General features: G+C 41.7%; 22 protein-coding genes. 3 read left to right on the top strand and 19 right to left on the bottom strand.

Features of this window, described 5'->3' with window-relative positions:
* Positions 1-34 precede the first annotated feature (34 nt).
* Entirely contained in the window at positions 35-748 is a 714-nt protein-coding gene (gene nagB / locus H9631_RS05280; RefSeq protein ID WP_191810643.1) for a glucosamine-6-phosphate deaminase, read from the bottom strand.
* A 505-nt stretch (positions 749-1,253) separates the two neighbouring features.
* Entirely contained in the window at positions 1,254-2,438 is a 1,185-nt protein-coding gene (megL, locus tag H9631_RS05275) for a methionine gamma-lyase (protein WP_191810641.1), read from the bottom strand.
* Between the two features lie 197 nt (positions 2,439-2,635).
* On the opposite strand from megL, the gene H9631_RS05270 reads away from it, so the two are divergent.
* Together H9631_RS05270 and H9631_RS05265 are read left to right on the top strand one after the other, a co-directional pair.
* A complete protein-coding gene (locus H9631_RS05270) occupies positions 2,636-3,715 on the top strand; it encodes a C40 family peptidase (RefSeq protein ID WP_191810639.1) in 1,080 nt (359 codons plus the stop codon).
* A gap of 108 nt (positions 3,716-3,823) precedes the next feature.
* Positions 3,824-5,353, top strand: a complete 1,530-nt coding sequence (locus tag H9631_RS05265; protein WP_318246774.1) for an alkaline phosphatase — start codon at positions 3,824-3,826, stop codon at positions 5,351-5,353.
* Positions 5,354-6,085: 732 nt separating this feature from the next.
* On the opposite strand, the gene ssb is transcribed toward H9631_RS05265, so the two are convergent.
* The gene (gene ssb / locus H9631_RS05260) at positions 6,086-6,448 is read right to left on the bottom strand and encodes a single-stranded DNA-binding protein (RefSeq protein WP_191810635.1); all 363 of its coding nucleotides are present in this window, start codon (positions 6,446-6,448) and stop codon (positions 6,086-6,088) included.
* A gap of 285 nt (positions 6,449-6,733) precedes the next feature.
* Here ssb and H9631_RS05255 point away from each other — a divergent pair, with 285 nt between their 5' ends.
* A complete protein-coding gene (locus H9631_RS05255; protein ID WP_191810633.1) occupies positions 6,734-7,162 on the top strand; it encodes a YwpF family protein in 429 nt (142 codons plus the stop codon).
* A 23-nt stretch (positions 7,163-7,185) separates the two neighbouring features.
* On the opposite strand, the gene H9631_RS05250 is transcribed toward H9631_RS05255, so the two are convergent.
* The 16 genes from H9631_RS05250 to atpA all read right to left on the bottom strand — a co-directional run bounded on the left by H9631_RS05250 (position 7,186) and on the right by atpA (position 22,324).
* A complete protein-coding gene (locus H9631_RS05250) occupies positions 7,186-7,452 on the bottom strand; it encodes a hypothetical protein (protein WP_191810631.1) in 267 nt (88 codons plus the stop codon).
* 180 nt (positions 7,453-7,632) lie between these two features.
* Positions 7,633-8,058: a 3-hydroxyacyl-ACP dehydratase FabZ gene (gene fabZ / locus H9631_RS05245; protein WP_120114812.1), complete on the bottom strand. Its 426-nt coding sequence runs from the start codon at positions 8,056-8,058 to the stop codon at positions 7,633-7,635.
* A 259-nt stretch (positions 8,059-8,317) separates the two neighbouring features.
* Positions 8,318-8,596 (bottom strand): DNA-directed RNA polymerase subunit beta, encoded by a 279-nt coding sequence (locus H9631_RS05240; RefSeq protein ID WP_191810629.1) that lies wholly within the window; start codon positions 8,594-8,596, stop codon positions 8,318-8,320.
* Between the two features lie 231 nt (positions 8,597-8,827).
* A complete protein-coding gene (locus tag H9631_RS05235) occupies positions 8,828-9,658 on the bottom strand; it encodes a flagellar hook-basal body protein (RefSeq protein ID WP_191810627.1) in 831 nt (276 codons plus the stop codon).
* Between the two features lie 13 nt (positions 9,659-9,671).
* Positions 9,672-10,442, bottom strand: a complete 771-nt coding sequence (locus H9631_RS05230; protein ID WP_191810625.1) for a flagellar hook-basal body protein — start codon at positions 10,440-10,442, stop codon at positions 9,672-9,674.
* Positions 10,443-10,648: 206 nt separating this feature from the next.
* A complete protein-coding gene (gene mreB, locus H9631_RS05225; RefSeq protein ID WP_191810624.1) occupies positions 10,649-11,650 on the bottom strand; it encodes a rod shape-determining protein in 1,002 nt (333 codons plus the stop codon).
* A 350-nt stretch (positions 11,651-12,000) separates the two neighbouring features.
* Positions 12,001-12,261 carry a sporulation transcriptional regulator SpoIIID gene (spoIIID, locus tag H9631_RS05220; RefSeq protein ID WP_120114817.1) on the bottom strand — a complete coding sequence of 87 codons (261 nt, stop codon included), beginning with the start codon at positions 12,259-12,261 and terminating at the stop codon, positions 12,001-12,003.
* Positions 12,262-12,659: 398 nt separating this feature from the next.
* Complete coding sequence (locus H9631_RS05215; RefSeq protein WP_225220872.1) at positions 12,660-13,481, bottom strand: M23 family metallopeptidase; 822 nt, start codon at positions 13,479-13,481, stop codon at positions 12,660-12,662.
* A gap of 530 nt (positions 13,482-14,011) precedes the next feature.
* Positions 14,012-15,043 (bottom strand): stage II sporulation protein D, encoded by a 1,032-nt coding sequence (gene spoIID, locus H9631_RS05210; protein WP_191810622.1) that lies wholly within the window; start codon positions 15,041-15,043, stop codon positions 14,012-14,014.
* Positions 15,044-15,377: 334 nt separating this feature from the next.
* A complete protein-coding gene (murA, locus tag H9631_RS05205; RefSeq protein ID WP_191810619.1) occupies positions 15,378-16,688 on the bottom strand; it encodes a UDP-N-acetylglucosamine 1-carboxyvinyltransferase in 1,311 nt (436 codons plus the stop codon).
* Positions 16,689-16,721: 33 nt separating this feature from the next.
* The gene (locus H9631_RS05200) at positions 16,722-17,456 is read right to left on the bottom strand and encodes a YwmB family TATA-box binding protein (protein ID WP_191810617.1); all 735 of its coding nucleotides are present in this window, start codon (positions 17,454-17,456) and stop codon (positions 16,722-16,724) included.
* A 169-nt stretch (positions 17,457-17,625) separates the two neighbouring features.
* Positions 17,626-17,868: a DUF1146 family protein gene (locus H9631_RS05195; protein ID WP_191810615.1), complete on the bottom strand. Its 243-nt coding sequence runs from the start codon at positions 17,866-17,868 to the stop codon at positions 17,626-17,628.
* A 101-nt stretch (positions 17,869-17,969) separates the two neighbouring features.
* Positions 17,970-18,371, bottom strand: coding sequence for a F0F1 ATP synthase subunit epsilon (locus H9631_RS05190; protein WP_191810613.1), 402 nt, complete (start codon positions 18,369-18,371; stop codon positions 17,970-17,972).
* Positions 18,372-18,393: 22 nt separating this feature from the next.
* Positions 18,394-19,815 (bottom strand): F0F1 ATP synthase subunit beta, encoded by a 1,422-nt coding sequence (gene atpD / locus H9631_RS05185; protein WP_191810611.1) that lies wholly within the window; start codon positions 19,813-19,815, stop codon positions 18,394-18,396.
* Positions 19,816-19,864: 49 nt separating this feature from the next.
* Positions 19,865-20,722, bottom strand: coding sequence for a F0F1 ATP synthase subunit gamma (locus H9631_RS05180; protein ID WP_191810609.1), 858 nt, complete (start codon positions 20,720-20,722; stop codon positions 19,865-19,867).
* A gap of 90 nt (positions 20,723-20,812) precedes the next feature.
* Positions 20,813-22,324, bottom strand: a complete 1,512-nt coding sequence (gene atpA, locus H9631_RS05175) for a F0F1 ATP synthase subunit alpha (protein WP_191810607.1) — start codon at positions 22,322-22,324, stop codon at positions 20,813-20,815.
* Between the last annotated feature and the right edge of the window lie 15 nt (positions 22,325-22,339).

The following is a 22,339-nucleotide window of genomic DNA, read 5'->3' as shown; positions in this document are numbered from 1 at the left end:
GCCGGACGCCTCAACAAGAGGGCCGGCCTTTTTCTTATTTACTTCTCTCTAATTTGCTTGCTGCCTCTTTATCGAGAACAATGATAGCATTTGAATGATTCTGTAGAACAGAGGCTGGGCAGTCCACTGTGACCGGCTCATCGACCATGCTTCTTACTGCCTCTGCTTTGCCTTCCCCAAAAGCCAGCATCAAAACCTCTTTAGCTGACATGATGGAGGCAATCCCCATCGTAATAGCTTTTGTTGGAACCTGTTCTTCTTTTTCAAAAAATCGTTTATTAGCCTCTCTTGTAGATTCAGTTAATTCGGCAATATGAGTCACTGAGTCAAAGGAGGTACCCGGCTCATTAAAGCCGATATGTCCATTTGGTCCCATGCCTAAAATTTGGAGATCAACAGGATGCTTTTTGAGAATTTCTTCGTAACGTTCACACTCTTTCTCAGGATCCTCAACCGCACCATTAGGAACATACGTTGCGGAAAAATTCATATATTTGAATAATTCTTCGTTCATATAATAATTATAGCTTTGAGGATCAGTTGGCTCCAAACCAACATATTCATCCAAATTAACAGTTGTCACATGAGATACATCCGTATCCGTATTCCGGAGTTTTTCATAGAGCTTCAAAGGGGTGCTTCCTGTTGCTAGCCCCATTGTTTGCATTCCTGTTTCAAGGCGTTGCATAACAATGTCAAAAGCGGCTTTTGTAGCTTCGTCGGGACTTTCGAAAATCAAGACATTCATATTTTTTCCTCCTAACAATATACAGGCACAAAACAGCTAAACTCAAATAGTTTTCCAGGATTCCTGCACTTTTGACAGTAACCCTTTCTCAAAAAATTAACCCCTTGCTTATACAGAGTTAGCCCAACCATCTGACTAAACACGTATTAATTATAAAGCTCCTTTTTTCCAGTTACAATGAAAAAAAAGTTACAAAAATGTTGCTTCACTTCCCAATATTTTACTCAGGAGCCTAGAATGCGCTACTCATCTTTGTATAAGAGTCTCAATGTATAGAACGAAATGCCTTCGATGTAATGAAAGATTCAGAAGTACGAGAGGCCCTGTTTATCGGCGCAAAACTAAACGGACACTTTTGATGCCCTGAGTTCATGAACCCTCCCCTCGCACACGGCAGAATCTCAACATGAATATCGTAGAAAGCTTATGGTTGCTAATTGATTGTACTGGAATCAACAAAAAACCTTGCCTGATTTCAAACGAAAGTGGCAAGGTTCATTATCTATCAAATTCCGTCTAGTGCCTGCTTCAAGTCTTCCCAAACATCTTCCCATGACTCAATACCGACAGACATTCTGATTAGCGTATCAGAAATCCCCATTTTTTTCCGCTCTTCTTCAGGGACAACTGCGTGGGTCATTGTCGCCGGATGCTGAATCAATGTCTCAGTATCACCTAGACTGACGGCGAGGCAAATGAGTTTCACCCGATTTAAAATTGCCTGCGCATCCTCTTTATTTCCTTTGACTTCAAAGCTAATCATGCCACCCGGCAGCCTCATTTGACGTTTAGCAAGTTCGTATTGAGGAAAGTCTGGATCTCCCGGGTAGAACATTCGTCCAACCTTTGGGTGTACCTTTAACTTTTCAGCAATTTTTTCAGCATTCTCACAGTGGCGGTCAAGTCTCACTGCTAATGTCTTCAAACCACGCAGCAGTAGCCAAGCATCTAATGGAGACATAATCGCCCCGATGTCCTTTCTCATTGTCACGCCCATTTCCGCCATCTCGTCTTTGTCCGCACCAACGACTATACCTGCAACTACATCACCATGGCCACCAATATATTTGGTCGCGCTATGAACCACGTAGTCACATCCCAAGGATAGCGGCCTTTGCAAATAGGGTGAACAAAATGTGTTGTCAACAACAACACGAATGTCATGGTCCTTGGCGATCCGTACAATCATTTCAAGATCAACCAGTTTCATCGTTGGATTAATAGGCGTCTCAACATAGATCACCTTTGTATTGTCACGAATCGCTGCTTTGATCGCTTCTTCGCTGTCCATACCAATTAAATCATGGTCAATATTATATTTTTTCTTCATTATTTGTAAAAGGCCGAATGTACATCCATAAATACCACCAGAGCATAAAATATGATCCCCTGTATTTGTCAAATGGAAAAGAGTGGCACTAACCGCCCCCATTCCTGAAGCAAAAGCAAGCGCAGCTTCCCCCTGTTCAAGCGCTGTCATTCTTTCCTCAAGAGCGGTCACAGTAGGATTGCCCAGCCTAGAGTATATATGTCCTTCTGATTCTCCTGCGAATCGCCTTTCTCCTTCTTCTGCGGAAGGAAATGTATATGTCGAAGTCTGAAAAATAGGCGGAACAAGACTGCCTTGATAATCAGCTGGTCTGTACCCCGCATGGATAACATCCGTTTCAAATCGATTCTTTTTTACCAAGTCAAAAACCCCCTGAAATCCTTCTTATTACTCATTCTATGATATTGGCCCACAGATGAAAAGGAAATCCTTTCTTTCTATTTTGGAAAAAAATGGTTACATTATTAAAATCATGTAACATTTTGTATTATTAACATGAACTGTGAAAAATTTATGCTAGACTGGCTAAAAGGCTATATGTTTAGGGGGAATAAATAGTGCGGAAAAAGTTAGTAGGCGGCGTGGCTACAGTAGCATTAGTGGCAACTTTTTCTGGTAAAGCTTCTGCAGCAAGCCACGAAGTTAAGCCTGGCGACAGTCTATGGAAAATTGCAAACCAATACAAAACGACTATAAGCAATATTAAAAAGTTGAATGGCTTAAGTAATGATATCATCTATCCAAAGCAAGTTCTTAAAATAGATGGAAATAGCAGCACAACCAATAAGCCGACTATCTCAACAACTTCCAACACCTCAACACAAGGTCCGGTCACTTCCTCAAAATCGGGGAATACATACACAGTTAAATCAGGTGATTACCTAATTAGAATTGCAAATGCACATGGTATCACCCTCAGCCAACTAAAACAATGGAACGGTCTGACATCTGATATGATTAGACCAGGACAGGTATTAAAAGTACAAGGCAGCAGTTCATCTGCTCCAGCATCATCAGCTTCTTCAAGTCCGAGGCCGTCAGCAAATAGCAATAACGGCAATACTACTACATATAAAGTCGTTTCTGGAGATACACTTGGTCGGATAGCCGCAAAATACGGAACAACCGTAGCCGGATTAAAACAGGCAAACGGATTAAGGTCAGACATAATTTATGTCGGTCAAGTCCTTCGCCTAAACGGTAGTGCTTCATCCTCAGTTTCCTCTGGAAATACCCAGAACTCAGCTGCTTCATCAGTATCAAGGCCAACTCAGGGAAAAGTGGGCAACGTTGTACAAGCTGCCAAACAGCATATTGGAGTAAAATATGCATGGGGTGGGACAACCCCTGCAGGATTTGATTGCAGCGGATTCATCTATTATGCATTTAAACAAGCCGGCCACAGCATCAGTAGATTAGGTACAGACGGTTACTACAATCGCTCATATTATACAAAAAGCCCTCAAGCTGGTGATTTAGTCTTTTTCAAGAATACATACCGCAGTGGTATTTCTCATATGGGAATCTATCTTGGAAGCAACCAATTCATCCATGCAGGAAACAACGGGGTTGAGGTTTCGAGCCTCAATAATTCCTACTGGAAAAGTAAATTTGACGGATTCAAAAAGTTCTATTGAACAGAAAACCGCAACGCAGAAATATGCGTTGCGGTTTTTTATTTTGAGCTTCGAATAAATTCATTTTTCCTTCCAATAATAAGAGCATTCAGTCTAACTTGGAGGTAAATGATGTTGAAAAAGATGATTATAGCGGTTCTTATATATTCTTTTACTTTTATAGCTCCACATAATACCGAAGTCGCTTTTGGCGAAGGCAACCGGAAGAATGTAATCTTCATGGTGATGGATGGGACAAATTCAGACGTTGTTACGTTAGCTAGACATTACAAAGGCAAGCCGCTTGCACTGGATCAAATTCTGACAGGTGGAGTCCATACCTATTCCTTGCGTTCAGCTATAACAGATTCGGCAGCTGCGGCAACAGCCATGGCCACTGGACATAAAACAACCGTTGATTTTATTGGAATGGTTCCTGTTAATGATAAAGAAGGAGAACGCAGAGGCCGTCCCGTCGCAAACGTTTTGGAAGCTGCAAAAGAGAATGGGTTAGCAACAGGAATCATCGCGACAGCCCCTGTTCAACATGCCACACCTGCCGCTTTTTCAGCGCACTCCAATAGCCGGCATCAAATGAAAGAAATTGGCTTTCAACAGGCTCACCAAAATATTGACGTCATGCTTGGCGGCGGAAAAAAGTATTCATTTACCCCAAGCTCTATTTCCACAAAAAAAGGCATGATGAATTCATATGGATTGCAGCTTCGCGGATTTTTTTCTGAAGAAGATATGGCGTATGATTTCGATAGAAAAAAACTGCATCCTGAACAGCCCGCCCTTGCCGAAATGACCAAAAAAGCTTTACAAACTCTCAATCAAAATCCCAATGGTTTTCTTCTCTTTATTGAAGGGAGTAAAGTTGATTTTGCAGGTCATAAAAATGACCCAGTAGGAATGGTCAGCGAGGTTCTGGCATTTGATGATGCTGTTAAAGAAGCTTTACAATTTGCAAAGACAGATCAAAACACCCTTTTGATCGCTGTCACAGACCATGGTAATAGCGGGTTGACAATGGGAAATAGGCAAACGGATAAAACATATCCGCAAACACCGTCTGAGCAGTTCACAGAGCCTTTAAAAAAAGCATCTCTTACTGTGACAGGCGCCCTGTCTCAATTAAAGAAAAACAGATCAAATATTCAAGAAGTCTTAAAAAGCTACGGTCTGGATGATCTTTCAGAAAAGCAGATCCAAAAAATAAAAAAAGAGAAGGATATAGAAAAAGCGATGGTTCAGTTAATGGCTGATCGAGCCCATTTAGGCTTTACCACTCGCGGTCATTCAGGTGAAGACGTCTTTCTATACAGCTATGGTGGGAAAGGAGTTTTGCATAAACCGCAGGGCCTTATTAATAATACGGATCTGCCTGAATATGTCATCAAACATCTGAACCTCACCCCACTTTCTGAACTTACGAACAAAAAATTTGTACCTGCTCAAGAGCATTTTGTGAAGATGGGATATAAAACAAAAATAAACTTAAATAAAAATAAACAAGCCAGCTTCATAGCAGAAAAAAACGGAAAGACCATTGAATATCCCACCAATCAAAATATCCGAATAGTTAATGGACAAAAAGAGACCTTACCCGGAATCGTCATCTATAATGGCAAGGATTTCTGGATTCCACTACCCTAAGGAGCATTATTTTTTGAGGCAATGTAAGTTAACGAAAACGAAGTCAAGGGTCGCTTGACCTTACATTAGAAGGCAGAAAAACTAATGACTTTTGTGACAGTTGCCTACCAATTTAGCTTTGCAACTGTCACTTTTTTTCGTTGCTTTTCCATCATCCTTGGCCCCGTTGTGGTAACCCACACAGCAAGCCGTATCATCAATTTTACTGACCTCACTATCTGATTTTGTAAAAAAGAACACTCATTTCCGTCCGATCCGTTATCCGATAATTATCTTGTACCGTATAGCTACAAGTTGTAACCATTTCATCACAGACAAAAAAATCTTTCTCTCTCTGACCGTTCTTTATGCACTGTAATTTCTTCCGCTGTTTCTACTTGAAATGATTCCGCTGCACCTCATCGAGCATATCCTTTTCAATAAGCTAAATAAAAAAGACCAGCCAAATCATGGCTGGTGCTCCATTTAGAAGGGGGCCTAACGAGGATGCGATCAATTCGATTTTTTGAGGCTGATTATTGAATGGATTAATGTTTCTCTAGAAGATTGTACCTTTTAGTTGAAGAAATATGTTTGGGTATCTGTTGGTTTAAAAGAAGTTCAAGTTGATGGACCCGTCGGGATAAAGTGTGGATTTGCTGATTTGTTTTTCCGAGCTTGAAAATGAGGTCACTGACTAGAATTTCCAGTGAATCAGCTAGATGACCAGCTCTTCTCAAATATTCACCTCCTTTAGCCTGCGGGCTGACTGGAAGCAGCAGGCCTTTCATCTTGTGTTCGCCCTCCCATGAATTTCACAGAGTCTGCAACGACTTCGGTAACATAAACTCTTTTTCCATCTTGATTTTCATAATTTCTGGTTTGTATCTTTCCCATAATTCCGACTATGGAACCTTTGTCGCAATACTTGGCAGTATTTTCAGCAACTTTATTCCAAAGTGTACAAAGTACAAAGTCTGCATCAAATTCACCTTGGGCATTTCGGTAGTGACGGTTAAGTGCAAGTGTAATATTCAATACCGCCTTCCCTTCTACTGTGTAACGAAGCTCCGGATCTTTCGTCAGCCTCCCAACCAACGTTACCTGATTTATCAATTGATCACTCCTTTTTTGGTTAGTATCTATATTCTATAAGCGAAGCTTTATGATGTAAAATCTACAAAAATCAGTTTTCCTCAATGAATACTTAAAAAAAATAAACAGTTCGTTAATTAAATTTTAATTTTTGATGTTTTTTTGTGTTTATAAAAGAATCTTAAAAGTGATTAAAAAAAGATCAAACTTTGAAAAAGCATGTCGAATAAAGGTTTCTCTTATAGCTATGAAGAAGAATTAAGAAAATGATATACTTTAAAAAAGAACAAATGGAGGAGACTCGATTTGAAAACATTTAAAATCGTAGCCCTGCAAATACTCGGTGATCAACATGAGGCAAAAGATGTTCCGCTGGCAGACGGATTGATTATCAATAAAGAAAATGAAGAAGGAAGCTGGGTTATTGAGGCTTATGTCGATAATAAGTATCAATCGTATTTTAAATCTATTTATGAAAGAAAAGAACCTTTTGAAATTCGAGTGATTATTACCCATGCAGCCAACGACCCTGCCCCTTTCACCGTTTCAATTCATTCCATCAGACCGGTGAAAGATCACATTAGCATTTTATTTACTGGTCGCCTAAGCAAACGCCGAAATGAATATTTGGAATTGTTGTTGGACGATTTGATAAAAGAAGGATTTAGCGGAGAAAAACTTTTACACGAATTTAAGGCAAGAATGAGAATGAAGCAGCTTGTTACCAAGGAATAAAAAAAAGCGGGAAGCCCCGCTTTTTATTTATTATCATCTTCATCCATACGATTATTGTTGTTGTTCAAATCATTGTTATCTGTATTGACTCCGTCATTGGTGTCCAGATTATTATCGTTATTCACATCATTGTTATCATTGATGCCATTATTATCATTGACATCATTGTTGTCCTGAACACCGTTATTGTCATTTGGCGGTGGTGGCTCTGGGTTATTATTTGCGCATCCTGCAAAAAGTAAAGATGACAGGGCCGCAGCTCCAATGACTTTTCCCAATTTTAGATTCATTTGGTAAGCTCCTTTCAGATTTTGTTAGGCCCACTTCATGTGGGTAAAATCGGCTATTGCCAACTTCCGTTTGTATTGGACCTTTATTGGTCTGAGCTTAGCTTTCCCAAATCCTCCAAAATTCTTCAAAATTTTTTCGATGTTTTTAATCCAGCTATTTTTACAAGCAATCTTTATCCATTATTCTCCAATTGCAAACATGATTTCTGTTTCACACACAATCTCCTCACCCACACGGGCGATTCCTTTTCCTTTACCCATTGGGCCTTTCACGCGAACGATTTCTACTTCTAAATGAAGTTGGTCGCCTGGCTTAACCTGCCGCTTGAAACGACATTTATCAATTCCAGCAAAAAAAGCAAGCTTTCCACGATTTTCTTCTCTTTTGAGCATAGCCACTGCTCCCACTTGTGCAAGTGCTTCAACAATCAAAACTCCAGGCATAACTGGGTAATCTGGAAAATGTCCATTGAAAAATTCTTCATTTGCTGTCACATTTTTCAACCCAACAGCCCGCTTGCCTTCTTCGATTTCAAGGATCCGGTCAACGAGTAAAAAAGGGTAGCGATGCGGTATAATTTCTTTAATTTGTTGAATATCCATCATGATTTATTCCCCCAGAACAATAATAAGAAAAAGTGCAAGCTCCTTGGTCAGCGCGGGCAAACAAGACGATTCCTGAGAAGGCAGTTCTTCAGCCACACAGGAAATCGTCTTGATCCTTTCGCCGCCAGGCGCTGTAGGCGGCATCTTGTCGCTTCGCTTGCACTAGGGTCCTTTCCGTTGGAGCTGGACAACTGTACTTTGTTCAAAATGTTAAACCTAAAAAACTTATACTTTCTTTTAAAAAAAGCTGAAACAGCCTTTACTTTTCTTTATTTACAAGATCAATAATATGAGTCCATGTTTCCTTTTTCAAAGCATCTTGCGGTTTTCCACTACCGATAACAGCATATCCTGTCACGACGCCAGCGATTAAACTGATGGCGGTTAAAAAAATAACAATCAAAACCCTCAGCCAAATGGGGATGAGTCTGACTTTAATCTTACTTGAAGACTCTTCCGTATTTTTTTCTTTGTTTCGCTTTTTATCCATTTGCTCATTTGTCTTGGATTGATCTTTGCTGATAAATTTAGCTGACATAGAAAAGAACTCCTTTTGGCCGTTTGAATGAACGAAGAAAAATCAAATGCGCCTTAACGTATTTGCGCCCCAGATTTTTATCGAGCTTGCTTGATAAATTCCCTCTGAAAATCTGTGGCATCCGCCAGAGGCTTTGACTTCATTCAGCTGGGGTTTGCCCCCTACTGAATGGAATACCAATAGGCTTTCATCTCACCACTTACTGAAGTGGGAGACTTCTGCTGAATGAAGTTAACGTATTCCATTAATCAGACCCATCATTTGGTCTGCAAAAGTAATGGATCTAGATTGAAACTGAATCGAGCGTTGCGCCGTCATCAAATCAGTCATTTCCTTTCCAATATCAACATTGGAAGCTTCTAATACACCTTGTTGAAGGGAGATTTCCTGCCTTCGGGCACCATTCAACTCCGAATAAATTTGGTCTGCATTATTGTTCGCACCATCAGGCAGCCCTAAAAATGTATTTCCCATCTGTTCCAAATATTGGGGCTTATTTATAGCAACGACTCCTAATTGAAATGCGACATTTTGGCCACTATCCATTGTTGCTTCCAAGGTACCAGGCTCAATCATTTTAACCTCTTCAGCTTTCCCAGAAAAAGTAATCACTTGGTCATTTTCATCTAAGACTAGATGCCCATCCTTTGTTGCAAGAACCCACTGATCCCCTGCGCTGACAATATCCAGCTCCCCATTTCGGGTAAACCGGATTTGGGATGTGCCGCCTTCCTGAACTCTTACTTTTAAATACTGGTTCTCTGCGGTAAAAGCAACATCAAGAGGACGTCCGGTTGTTTTCAATGAGCCCTGCTTGGAAAGCATCGCTGTTTGGGAAATCCTAGCACCAGGGCTTTGACGAATCCCCAAGGGTGATTGTCTGCCGACTTCCGAGCGGGCAGAAGAATAATTATTAATCTGTTGAGCCATTAAGTCCGCAAAAGAAGCTTCTCTTGATTTATAACCAGCAGTCTCAGCATTTGCCAAGTTATGGCCGATCAAATCCACTTGTTTGTGTAACTGTCCAAGTGTATTAACAGCCGCTACCATTGTTCTATTCACTCTTCATCATCCTCTATCCGTTGACCCTTCCGACTTCATTGACTGCTTTTTCCAGGCTGCGGTCGTAGGCCTGAACAACCTTTTGATTTGCTTCAAATGTTCTGTAAGCAGTAATCATGTCCGTCATCGAGCGCGTAATATCAACATTCGATTTCTCAACGAATCCCTGAGAAACGGTAAAATCAGTATTTTGGGCAAACGGCAGCTGTGCATCCGCCTGGAAAAGCCCGTCTCCATCTTTTGCAAGATTCTCTGGATTATCTGTAAGAACAATTCCTAAAAGAGCAACTTGTTCTCCATTTTCTGTAACTCTGCCGGTTTCATCAACTTCAAACTCATCGCTAGCTACTCGAATCTGATTCCCATTCACATCAAGGGCAGGCCAGCCATTTTCCGTTGTTAATATTCCTGATGGATCAACTGTAAATCTGCCGTTTCGTGTATATTTCACCTGACCGTTCTGTTCCACTGAAAAAAAAGCAGTCCCATCCGTCCTATCTAACAATGCGAGGTCGGTCGGGCGCTCCGTTTGAATCGTATCCCCTTGGATAAAACGCGGAGTAACCTCCTGAACGTATACACCTGTATGCAAGGTCCCAACCTGATTCGTTCGACTCTTCCCGGCATTGAACCGTTCAATAAGCATTTCCGGAAAAGCCCGTACATGGGAATTGTCTGCTTTATATCCCGGTGTCTGTGCATTAGCCATATTGTTTGTTAACATTTCCGTCTTTCGTTGTGAAGCATACATTCCTGATGCAGCTGTAAAAAGACCTCTTAACATTAGTCATGCCCCCTTATCAAATGCGCCTTGGCGTATTTGCGCCCAGATTTTATCAAGCTTAGCTCAGATAAATTCCCTCTGAAAATCTGTGGCATCCGCCGGAGGCTCTAACTTTATTCAACCGGGGCTTGAACCCCCACATAATGGTTTGCCATTATGCATTCATCTCAACGCTTACAGAAATGGGAGATTTCTGCTGAATGAAGTTAAACAATACTGCGCCTGTCAATTTTATCAATATTTTCGAGCATGATGCCCGTCCCGATTGCTACAGCATCCATTGGCTCTTCTGCTACTAAAACCGGTACACGCAGTTCTTCTATGAGCAATTGATCAATACCATGAAGAAGCGCTCCTCCGCCAGTTAAAATAACTCCTCTGTCAATAATATCAGCGGAAAGCTCCGGCGGAGTCTTTTCCAATACGGTTTTAGCAGCCTGAACAATAACACCAACCGATTCTCTTAAAGCCCCTTCAATTTCCTTCGAGTTAACAGTGATTGTACGCGGAAGTCCGTTAACCAGATCTCGTCCGCGTATTTCCATTTCCTCATCACGGGCATCAGGGAAAACTGTCCCAATATTAATTTTAATGTTTTCAGCTGTTCTTTCGCCGATCAACAGCTTGTATTCTTTTTTTACATAGTTTAAGATTTCGTTGTCAAAACTGTCGCCGGCCATCTTAATGGAAGCCGAGGTAACAATATCTCCCATGGAAAGCACAGCAACGTCTGTAGTACCGCCGCCAATATCAATAACCATATTTCCACTCGGCTGAAAGATGTCCATTCCTGCACCGATCGCGGCAACCTTCGGCTCTTCCTCAAGATAAACTTTCTTTCCTCCGCTTTTTTCTGCAGCTTCCCTAATCGCTTTCTGTTCAACACTCGTAATGTTTGTCGGGCAGCAAATCAGAATGCGAGGTTTTGATAAGAATCCTTTTACATTCAATTTATTGATAAAATGCTTCAACATTGATTCCGTAACATCAAAATCGGCGATGACTCCATCCCTTAAAGGACGAATGGCTACGATATTTCCCGGTGTCCGTCCAACCATACGTCTGGCCTCTTCACCAACTGCAAGAACTTTGTTCGTATTTTTATCAATAGCCACGACCGATGGCTCGTTCAAAACGATTCCTTGCCCCTTTACGTGAATCAGAACATTAGCCGTCCCTAAGTCAATGCCGATATCCTTTGCAAACATTTTTTCTATCCCTACCTTCATATATTAGAACTTATTATGTACACTTCCGCAGAACACACACATATCGCTATTGTATATTTTATCATACTTGAACCTCAAAAAGGAATGAAGGATTGACAAACTCTAATTTTTTTGAATTAGAGAAAGCATTATATGCGCCTCGGTGTATTTGTGCCCAGATTTTTATCGAGCTTACCTTGATAAAGTTCCTTCAGCAAATCTGTGGCTCCCACCCGCCTCTCTGATCTGAATATCAATATGCTTTCATCTCACCATTTACAAAAGTGAAACACTTCGTTAAAAACATCAAAGAAGAAGGCTCATCACTTCATGCCTTCTTCCAAAAAAGATTATTTTTGAAGCTCAGCCTTTTTGTACTTTTGTTTGGTCGCTTCTCCCCCCCTGAGATGCCTGATTGATTTATGGTATTCCAAAATGCTTTTCACCTGATTGGCAAGCTCCGGATTTAATTCCGGGAGCCTTTCCGTCAAATCTTTATGGACAGTACTTTTGGATACGCCAAACTCTTTCGCAATCATGCGAACCGTTTTTCTCGTCTCCACGATATACTTTCCAATCTTGATCGTTCGCTCTTTGATGTAATCGTGCACACCACTCGCCCTCCCTGAATTGGATGTGAGGAATGTGAAATGAGACTCGTCTTTTGTATATACATACTGGGTCTGCTTTATTGGAACCTTCCATCTGTTCCACAGCATACTGTGCGGATAGGAAATCACTTTTTGCAAATCAAGCTCATTTTACAGGAAATAAACAAATATCAAATGAACGTAGGCTCTATTTAAACGATTACTCACCTCAAGCACTCTCTGTTTTTATCGTGTTGGTATCATCTTATTTGTCCAAGTGAAGATATATGCTCGAAAAAGGCAATAAGGACAAGGCGAAGGACAAATATTTTTATGATAAAAAACATATGGAGAAGAATAGTTTTAAAAAAACAAAAAAAGACAGGTTGGATAAAAACCTGCCTGTCTCAATATATCCATTATTCATCTGTCATTTGAGGGGACTGACCATCTTCTTCAGCATCAGTCTCTTGCGGCTCAGAATCTCCTGATGTAGGATCTTGGTCCGTTTCACTGGCTGCTTCCTCCTGCTTGTCCATGTCAGCTTCTTCATTACCTGCATTTTCCAAAGCAGTGAATGGCTGTCCGAAAAAGTCAGTCGGGTTAAGTGCCGCATTGTCTTTACGGATTTCAAAATGTAGATGGTTTTTCGCTTCCTTATCCAACTGGCTTGTACCTGATGTAGCAAGCACTTGCCCTTGCTTGACAGTATCTCCTGATTTAACCTTCATGTCTTGGACTGATTGATAAATCGTCTTTACGCCATTTTCATGTTCTACCTCAATGACGTTGCCAAGCAGGGAATCATCGCGAACTGCTGTTACCTTACCGCTAAGAGCTGCTGTTACATCAAACTCAGAGCCGTCCTTCATAGCAATATCGATTCCCATGTTTGTGCGATATTTATTTCCATCTACAATGAGTGCTGCTTCCTGCTCATCCGGTGCGGCATTGGCATCAAAGAAACGCTTAATATATTCCACTTCATTTTCGTCTTTGACCGGAACTGAGACATTTTCAAAGGACTGATTCACCTCAACGACTGTGTCGTTGTTCATACCAGTCAGTTCTTTGCTGTCCTCAGTCAAGTTTGGCTTTTCAGCCGTATTTTGACCGGCCGTCTGATACCAGAATATCATGGAAATGAGCAATGCAGCGCTAGCAAGATAGATTGCCGGAAACACCCACCGCTTTCTAAAAAAGTTTTTTAGAGAAGATCGCTTCTTTTCTTCCTCTCTCATTTTCATCACCTCTGCCATCATTTTGAACAGAAAGACAGAATTATATACTTGAAAATGAGAAAAACACTTCTTATTTTCTGATATTATGTATTTTTTATTCAACAAATCAATATTTCCCCGTTTTCACCTGATTTAATTGAAAGACAGGAATACCAGAACAAGTTAGAGTTGGCTTAGTCTTCGCTGCTTCTAATAGTAAGGAGCATTGCTTTTTCGTAAAACAGTACTATTCCTGGCGAAGGGCGACGATCTCGTACGGTTGATGGAGATAGATACCCATCTTTTAGACTTCCAATCAAATGCGCTTAGCGTATTTGCGTCCTTATTTTATTGAGCTCCACTCGATAATTTTGTATGAAAATCTGTGCATCCGCCGGAGGCTTTAACTTATTATTGAACCCACCGGATGGCTTTCATCTCACCAATTACAGAAATAACAACGTTTGGCGTAAAGAGCTTTCCAAATGCAAAATCAGCCAGACGAATACGTCCGACTGATTGCGTAAGGGACTTTTAGGCAAACCCGCTTGTCATTGGGTCGACGCAACTGTTTTATCAAAAAACTGACTAGCATTTGAAATGTTGACACCCTGATAATAATGGGTGACGATATCATCAAATTTTTTACCTTCCTTCGCCATTCCGTTCGCACCGTACTGACTCATTCCCACGCCATGCCCGTAGCCTTTTGTATTTATAATTATGGAGTTTCCTTTCCTCTCCCATTTGAAATCGGTCGATTTCAGATCAAGCTTCTCACGAACCTCTCTGCCTGTAAAACTCTTGCCGCCGATGGAGACTTCAGCTACCTTTTTTCCTGGTGTTCGTGCTGTAACCGTTCCAACATCTCCCGATTTCTCAATGTTAACATTAAGCCTTTGCTGAAACTCTTTTACACTAATCACTTTCTGGTCATTGAATTTCGGAGACTGACTGTCCCAAGGGCTTTCTACACTTTTTAAATAAGGTACTGGCTTATCCCAATAATCCTCTGCACTTTCCGTATATCCATTACTTGTGGAGAAAAAAGACGCGGTAATCGGCTTGTCATGATAAGTAAGAACTTTACCTTCCGTCGCCTTCACAGCTTTCACGATTTTTTCCATCTTCCATTCGAAATCTTCGCCCCACTGAAGCTTCAGTTCCTTCTTATTTTTAAAAACTTGATGAAGAACAGTATCCGTCACATTTGCGTTTTCAGGAACCTGAGAGTTTTCGGGATTAACCAGTTGATTTACAATATAGGTTCTTGCTGTAAGTGCCTGGGCTTTTAATGCTTCCTCTTCAAAATCAGCCGGCATTTCTGACGCTACCACCCCTACCACATATTCCTCTAGTGGGAGTTTTTCCACCGTTTTTGCAGTGGTACGATAAACTGCAACTTCAGCAGATGGTTGGGCGGGTGGCTGAGTGGCCTTTTTTGGCGGCAATTTGGCTGGCTTTTCATCTAGTTCAACCATAGTTTTTTCTTTAGAAAAAGGTAGAACGAGTAGGGATGGAACGAGAAAAGAAACGGCGATTAAGAGTGCGGACGTAAAAAGCAGCGGTTTTAGTTGCTTCATGCCTGATGCCTCCAATATAAAAATTAAGGTGACTTGAAAAATCACCTCGATCCAATTTATTCAGAAGGACAAGCATTTATGCTATTTAAGAGCGGGAATTAAGAAAAGCGCAAGCTCCTTGGTCAGCGCAGACAAATAAGGCACCTCAAGGAGGCAAAACGCCACATCCTATGGATTCGGTGGCGCTAGAGCCGCAGGCCCAAAATGCGGAGTCCCTGTCGCTTTCTGTGGGTCATAGCTAGACATATAAAAAATTAATTCGGATAAAATTATTTCATCTAATTTTATACTTTCTTCACTAATTAAAAAAACCCGCCTTAGCGGGTTTATCATATCATGCATTCATGTCAGTCACAATATTGGTTTCTTCGTGGTTGATTTCGCTTGAGACTTCCGTTATTCGTTCTATATCGGCTCCAAGCCCTTGCAGTTTCTTGTGGAAGTCTAGATAACCGCGGTCTAAGTGTTTCAGCTCGGTTACCCGAGTATACCCGTCTGCCTTCAAACCGGCGATGATCAGAGCTGCTGCTGCACGCAAGTCGGTTGCAGCCACTTCAGCTCCTTGAAGCTCACAGGGCCCTTGGATAATGACTGAACGTCCCTCAATTTTAATATCGCTGTTCATTCTACGGAATTCTTCTACGTGCATAAAACGGTTTTCGAATACCGTTTCTGTAATGACGCTGGTTCCTTCTGCACAAAGCAGCAAAGCCATCATTTGAGATTGCATATCCGTTGGAAACCCTGGATGCGGCATTGTTTTAATATCTACCGGCTTCAGTTTTTCCGGGCCAATCACACGAAGGCCATTTTCTTCCTGAATGATCTTCACATTCATTTCCTCAAGCTTAGCTACGACAGAAGCCATATGGTCTGCGATTGCTCCTTCGATGAGCACGTCCCCTCCGGTTATCGCCGCTGCAACCATAAAGCTCCCAGCCTCAATTCTATCTGGCATAATCGTGTGGTCTGCACCATACAAACGATCAACACCTTCGATGACAATCGTTTCAGTGCCAGCCCCTCTTACACTAGCTCCCATTTTATTTAAATAAGCAGCCAGATCCGCGATTTCGGGTTCCTTCGCACAATTCTCAATCACACTTGTACCTTTAGCCAGTACAGCTGCCATCATAATATTTTGTGTAGCACCAACACTTGGGAAATCCAAGTAAATTTTAGCACCTGTCAATTGTTCGGCAGCTGCTTCAATGTATCCATTTCCTACAGATACTTTTGCTCCCATTGCCTCAAAGCCTTTTAAATGTAAATCAATTGGCCGTGAACCGATTGCGCATCCGCCTGGAAGAGCCACTCGAGCTTTACCCTGTCTTGCTAGTAATGGCCCCATAACAAGCACTGATGCCCTCATTTTCCGAACATATTCAAATGGAGCTTCGATATTGAGTTCTTTTGAAGCATCCACATAAACCGTTTTATTTTCAAAATTCACTTCAGTATTCAAGTGACGCAACACTTCACCAATAGTGTATACATCGGAGAGAGTTGGTACTTCGCGAATGACGCTTTTTCCTTCGCTTGCCAATAATGATGCAGCGATAACAGGCAAAACAGCATTTTTTGCACCTTCAACCTTGACTGTGCCGCTGAGCCTTTTCCCGCCGCGGACGATGATCTTTTCCAAGAGTATTCCCCTCCGCGTCTATTTTCTTTTATATTAGTATTCATTTGTCAGGATGGGTGTGCCTACCGTGAAGTATGTACCATGTCCTGCATTGTTTTTACGCAGACCAATCTGCAGGTTCATTTCTTCATCGAGAAGTGATAGAGATTGTGAAAAAAGAGAAGAATACGCTGAAATTGATACAAAATCCTCCTCACTGAGTGCCTCTTTTTCCTTCGCTTGAAGAGATGTTAATATTTCGCTTGCGTGAGACCGTCCAAACTCATCTTCATCATTGAATACGCCTTTGATACAAGAGAAAACAACAGGTTTTTGATTAAAAATCAGTTCTGTCCTGGATTGTAATAACTTCCATGCTCTTTTGACCGAACTCTTATCCCACGCTAAACCTGTGACTTCATAGGAAACGTAAGAAACGAGATTGGCCTTGTTGTCGGCAGTTACAGCTTTTATTTCCTCTTCTATATCGCCATGCCGTTTGATTCCTGTCACCGTTTCTTTCTCTGAAATGGCAGACAAAGACCATTCCCAATCAGGAAATGCTTTCTCCAGTCTGGTGACAGTCCATTCCTGTGGTTGTTTACCCAATTCTCTTGTATGTAGAGACCATTCAATGATGGTTCCGTGTTGGTTTTGAACTGCATATGCTAACTTTTCAATATCCAGCTCGCTTTGTCCTGCAACACTTGTTTTATTCCCAATAAGAACTGCAATCAAACAAGTGAAAAGCATAAATGGAATTAAATATTTCCTGCAGCGTTCTTTCATTGTACTCTCCCCCTTAACATAAGTGTTTCCACTGCTAAGGAGTACATACTTTAAGAATAACTGCATTTATAGACAAATTATCTATGTCTTTTCGACAAATTTCTTAAATTCCACACTCACAACTCAAATCATAAACAAAAAGATGTCGTTTGAAAACGGGCCAAAAGACCTATTTAAAAAAATACTGCAGCTGACGAGACCATTGTAAATAATCTAAAAAGAAGTTACTTACGGTAGACCCGATAGCAATCGTTAAAATAATATATAGAATTCTGGCCTGTAAAACCCGACCAGCACTTAGAAGTTTATCGAAATGCAATGCCTGAAGGGCCCAGAAAGTGAAACCTATAAATATCAAATGCGAAATAATGCTGATAAGAGCCTGTTGACCAAAATCCATACCATCGATCATTGGAGTACCTCCTTGTTCGAAATCAGAGGAAAAGTTCCAGTTGACTTTCATAAATAACACCTTCCGATCAAGCAAGACCAGAAGGTGTTATATGAAGTGTTTTATCTGTGTTGTGACACATCAATCCGGTTCATCGCACGTTTCAATGCGAGCTCCGCTCTTTTGAAATCTATGTCATCCCGTTTACTTTGCAGAAGCTGCTCTGCACGAGCTTTAGCTGCTTCGGCACGAGCGAAATCAATACTATCCGCTGTTTCAGCAGCCTGAGCAAGAATGGTGACTTCTTCAGGACGAACTTCTAAAAATCCGCCGCTTACAGCAACATATTCTGTTTTGCTTCCATTCTTTAAGCGGACTGCACCGATTTGCAAGGGAGCAACCAATGGAATATGTCCTGGAAGTATCCCCAACTCACCTGATTCAGCTTTAGTGCTTACCATTTCAACTTCTGAATTATAGACTGGGCCGTCTGGAGTGACAATACTTACTTTTAAAGTGTTCATTTGATCGCCTCCTCGTCCCTATTTATGCTTCTACGCCCATTTCTTCTGCTTTTTTCACAACTTCTTCGATTGGACCGACAAGACGGAAAGCATCTTCAGGAAGATGGTCGTATTTACCTTCAAGGATCTCTTTAAAGCCACGAACAGTTTCCTGTACTGGAACATAAGATCCAGGCTGTCCTGTAAATTGCTCAGCCACGTGGAAGTTTTGGGACAAGAAGAATTGAATACGACGAGCACGAGCAACAGTTAGTTTATCTTCATCAGAAAGCTCATCCATACCGAGAATCGCAATAATATCTTGCAACTCTTTGTACCTTTGAAGAGTTTGTTGTACTTGACGCGCAACCTCGTAATGCTCTTCACCGACAATTTCAGGAGAAAGTGCCCGGGAAGTAGAAGCAAGCGGGTCAACCGCTGGGTAGATACCCATTTCAGATAATTTACGCTCAAGGTTTGTTGTAGCATCCAAGTGAGCGAATGTAGTAGCTGGAGCTGGGTCAGTATAGTCATCCGCAGGTACATAAATTGCCTGAATGGATGTTACTGATCCAACATTAGTGGATGTAATCCGCTCTTGCAATTGACCCATTTCAGTTGCAAGCGTTGGTTGATAACCAACCGCAGAAGGCATACGTCCAAGAAGGGCAGAAACCTCTGAACCTGCTTGCGTAAAACGGAAAATATTGTCGATGAAGAAAAGAACGTCTTGTCCTTGTTCATCACGGAAATATTCAGCCATTGTCAAGCCAGTCAAAGCAACACGCATACGTGCCCCAGGTGGCTCGTTCATTTGTCCGAATACCATCGCAGTTTTCTCAATAACGCCAGAGTCTTTCATCTCGTAGTAAAGGTCGTTTCCTTCACGAGTACGCTCACCAACACCAGCAAATACTGAGATACCACCATGCTCTTGAGCGATGTTATTGATCAATTCCTGGATTAATACGGTTTTTCCTACACCCGCCCCTCCAAAAAGACCAATTTTTCCACCTTTGATATAAGGAGCAAGCAAGTCAACCACTTTAATTCCTGTTTCAAGGATTTCTACTTCTGTAGAAAGTTGGTCGAACTTAGGTGCTTCACGGTGAATGGAATCGCGTCTTGCACTATCATCGATTTTTTCATCGAGGTCAATATTGTCACCCAATACATTGAATACACGTCCAAGTGTGACGTCACCAACTGGTACCGAAATTGGAGCACCTGTGTCGATAACTTCCATGTCCCTTTGAACGCCGTCTGTTGACGCCATGGCAATAGTACGAACTGTATCATCGCCAAGATGAAGGGCAACTTCCAATGTAAGGTCGATATTTACTTCTGTTTCTGATTGAGCATTGTACGTTACTTTCAGCGCATTATAAATCTCAGGGAGATGGCCATCAGGAAACTTTACGTCGACAACCGGTCCCATTACTTGCAAAACCTGTCCTTTGCTCATTTTTTTCCCTCCTACCTGGGATCAAATATTAATAATTATTTTTATACATCTATTCTAATGCGGCTGCACCGCCGACAATTTCAGTAATTTCTTGTGTAATAGCTGCCTGACGAGCACGGTTAAAGGACAATGTAAGGCTGTCGATAAGCTCGGAGGCATTATCCGTTGCACTCTTCATAGCTGTCATCCTTGCAGCATGCTCACTTGCTTTTCCATCAAGCAGTGCCCCGTATATTAAGCTTTCTGCATATTGTGGAAGCAACACTTCAAGAATGGCTTCAGCAGAAGGCTCATATTCATAAGACATAAGCTTAGTTGATGTGCCTAAATCCGTCAAAGGCAGCACTTTTTTCTCGGTCACTTCCTGTGTCAATGCACTTACGAAGTGATTATAGTACATGTACAGTTCATCGAAGGTCCCATCGGAGAACATTCCGACAGTATTTCGAGTGATGTCCATGATATCAACGAATGATGGTTGATCTGGAAGACCGGTAATGTCAAGTACAACATTCACGCCTCTTTTTATAAAGAAGTCGCGTCCCATTCGCCCGATAGCAATGATTACATATTCATCTTTGCTTTTGTGGCGCTGTTGGATTTTCGCATTGACCGCCCGCAAAATACTGCTGTTATATGGTCCGGCAAGGCCACGGTCAGCCGTAATAACAAGATATCCTGTTTTTTTAACTGGACGAGATACTAGCATCGGATGGGATGCGTCTTTGCTTCCCAGAGCAATGCTTGCAGCCACTTCCTGGATTTTCTCCATATAGGGAACAAACGACTTTGCATTTGTTTCAGCACGGTTTAACTTTGCTGCAGAAACCATTTGCATGGCTTTCGTTATTTGACTTGTTTTTTTCGTTGAGTTTATACGATTCTGGATATCACGCAATGATGCCACTGGTTCTCACCACCCTGTATTTGAAGTAATCATAGTCTTTAAAAAGGCGCCAGGGACTCAGAACCTTGGCACCTTCAGCCGTCATTTATCTTAAGAGTCGCTTTTAGCAAATGTTTTCTTGAATGTTTTCAATGCATCTGCCATATCGTCGTCCGCAGGAAGTTTTCCTGTTGTGCGAATAGACTCTAATAAGTCTGCACGGTTGTGATCGAGCCATGAATATAATTCTTCTTCAAACCTGAGGATATCCTGTATAGCAATATCATCTAAGTATCCGCGTGTTAGGGCGTAAAGAATCACTACTTGCTTATCAACTCTGATCGGCTTGTTCAAATCTTGCTTCAGCACTTCAACAGTTCGTTGACCACGAGCAAGTTTTGCTTGTGTCGCTTTGTCCAGATCAGAACCAAATTGAGCAAATGACTCAAGTTCACGGAACGCTGCAAGGTCAAGACGCAAAGTACCAGCAACTTTTTTCATCGCACTGATTTGTGCAGATCCACCTACCCGAGATACAGAAAGACCCGCGTTGATTGCTGGACGAACACCAGAGAAGAATAGATCGGATTGCAAGAAGATTTGTCCGTCTGTGATAGAGATAACGTTCGTAGGAATATAAGCAGAGATATCTCCTGCTTGTGTTTCAACGAACGGAAGCGCAGTTAGAGAACCGCCACCTTTTGCATCACTAAGCTTCGCTGCACGTTCCAATAAGCGGGAGTGCAAGTAGAAGACATCCCCTGGGAATGCTTCACGTCCTGGAGGACGGCGAAGAAGCAAGGAAAGTTCACGGTAAGCAGTCGCTTGTTTGGACAAGTCATCATATACAACAAGTACATGTTTGCCGTTGTACATAAACTCTTCACCCATCGTAACTCCAGCATAAGGAGCCAAGTACAAGAGTGGTGCAGGCTGAGCTGCAGAAGCTGTAACAACGATTGTATAATCCATTGCACCGTGTTTGCGAAGTGTTTCTACCGCATTACGAACTGTAGATTCCTTTTGTCCGATAGCAACATAAACACAAATCATGTCCTCTTCGCGTTGGTTCAGGATTGTATCAATAGCTACTGTTGTCTTACCTGTTTGTCTATCTCCAATGATCAACTCACGCTGTCCGCGTCCGATTGGAACAAGAGCGTCAATCGCTTTAATCCCTGTTTGTAATGGCTCGTGAACTGATTTACGATCCATAACGCCAGGTGCAGGTCCTTCGATTGGACGAGTTTTTGTTGTATTAATTGGTCCCATACCGTCGACAGGTTGTCCTAATGGGTTCACAACACGCCCAATGAGTTCTTCACCAACTGGAACCTCCATGATACGTCCTGTACGGCGAACCTCATCACCTTCACGAATTTCTGTATATGGCCCAAGGATAACGATACCGACGTTGCTTTCCTCAAGGTTTTGCGCCATTCCCATGACACCATTTGAGAACTCGACAAGTTCTCCAGACATGACATTGTCCAAGCCATAAGCACGGGCAACACCGTCCCCTACTTGAATAACTGTTCCAACATCACTTACTTCTAATTCAGCTTGATAGTTTTCAATTTGCTTTTTTATCAGCCCACTGATTTCTTCAGCATTGATGCTCATGAATTTCACCCCACA

It is taken from the genome of Bacillus norwichensis, from assembly GCF_014836955.1.
In the GTDB taxonomy this organism is placed as follows: Bacteria; Bacillota; Bacilli; order Bacillales; family Bacillaceae_C; genus Siminovitchia; species Siminovitchia norwichensis.
Note: the sequence above shows the minus strand (reverse complement) of the source record. Positions and strands in the feature narration are given on the sequence as shown.

What these genes read in the sequence shown, in the direction of transcription:
- fabZ (WP_120114812.1), bottom strand. Translation starts at nt 8,058, where the DNA reads ATGATGGATATTCAACAAATTAAAGAAATTATACCGCATCGCTACCCT.
- atpA (WP_191810607.1), bottom strand. Translation starts at nt 22,324, where the DNA reads ATGAGCATCAATGCTGAAGAAATCAGTGGGCTGATAAAAAAGCAAATT.
- H9631_RS05200 (WP_191810617.1), bottom strand. Translation starts at nt 17,456, where the DNA reads ATGAAAGAACGCTGCAGGAAATATTTAATTCCATTTATGCTTTTCACT.
- atpD (WP_191810611.1), bottom strand. Translation starts at nt 19,815, where the DNA reads ATGAGCAAAGGACAGGTTTTGCAAGTAATGGGACCGGTTGTCGACGTA.
- H9631_RS05250 (WP_191810631.1), bottom strand. Translation starts at nt 7,452, where the DNA reads ATGAATCTAAAATTGGGAAAAGTCATTGGAGCTGCGGCCCTGTCATCT.
- H9631_RS05230 (WP_191810625.1), bottom strand. Translation starts at nt 10,442, where the DNA reads ATGTTAAGAGGTCTTTTTACAGCTGCATCAGGAATGTATGCTTCACAA.
- H9631_RS05190 (WP_191810613.1), bottom strand. Translation starts at nt 18,371, where the DNA reads ATGAACACTTTAAAAGTAAGTATTGTCACTCCAGACGGCCCAGTCTAT.
- mreB (WP_191810624.1), bottom strand. Translation starts at nt 11,650, where the DNA reads ATGTTTGCAAAGGATATCGGCATTGACTTAGGGACGGCTAATGTTCTG.
- H9631_RS05215 (WP_225220872.1), bottom strand. Translation starts at nt 13,481, where the DNA reads ATGAGAGAGGAAGAAAAGAAGCGATCTTCTCTAAAAAACTTTTTTAGA.
- nagB (WP_191810643.1), bottom strand. Translation starts at nt 748, where the DNA reads ATGAATGTCTTGATTTTCGAAAGTCCCGACGAAGCTACAAAAGCCGCT.
- H9631_RS05195 (WP_191810615.1), bottom strand. Translation starts at nt 17,868, where the DNA reads ATGATCGATGGTATGGATTTTGGTCAACAGGCTCTTATCAGCATTATT.
- H9631_RS05265 (WP_318246774.1), top strand. Translation starts at nt 3,824, where the DNA reads ATGATGTTGAAAAAGATGATTATAGCGGTTCTTATATATTCTTTTACT.
- spoIID (WP_191810622.1), bottom strand. Translation starts at nt 15,043, where the DNA reads ATGAAGCAACTAAAACCGCTGCTTTTTACGTCCGCACTCTTAATCGCC.
- H9631_RS05240 (WP_191810629.1), bottom strand. Translation starts at nt 8,596, where the DNA reads ATGTCAGCTAAATTTATCAGCAAAGATCAATCCAAGACAAATGAGCAA.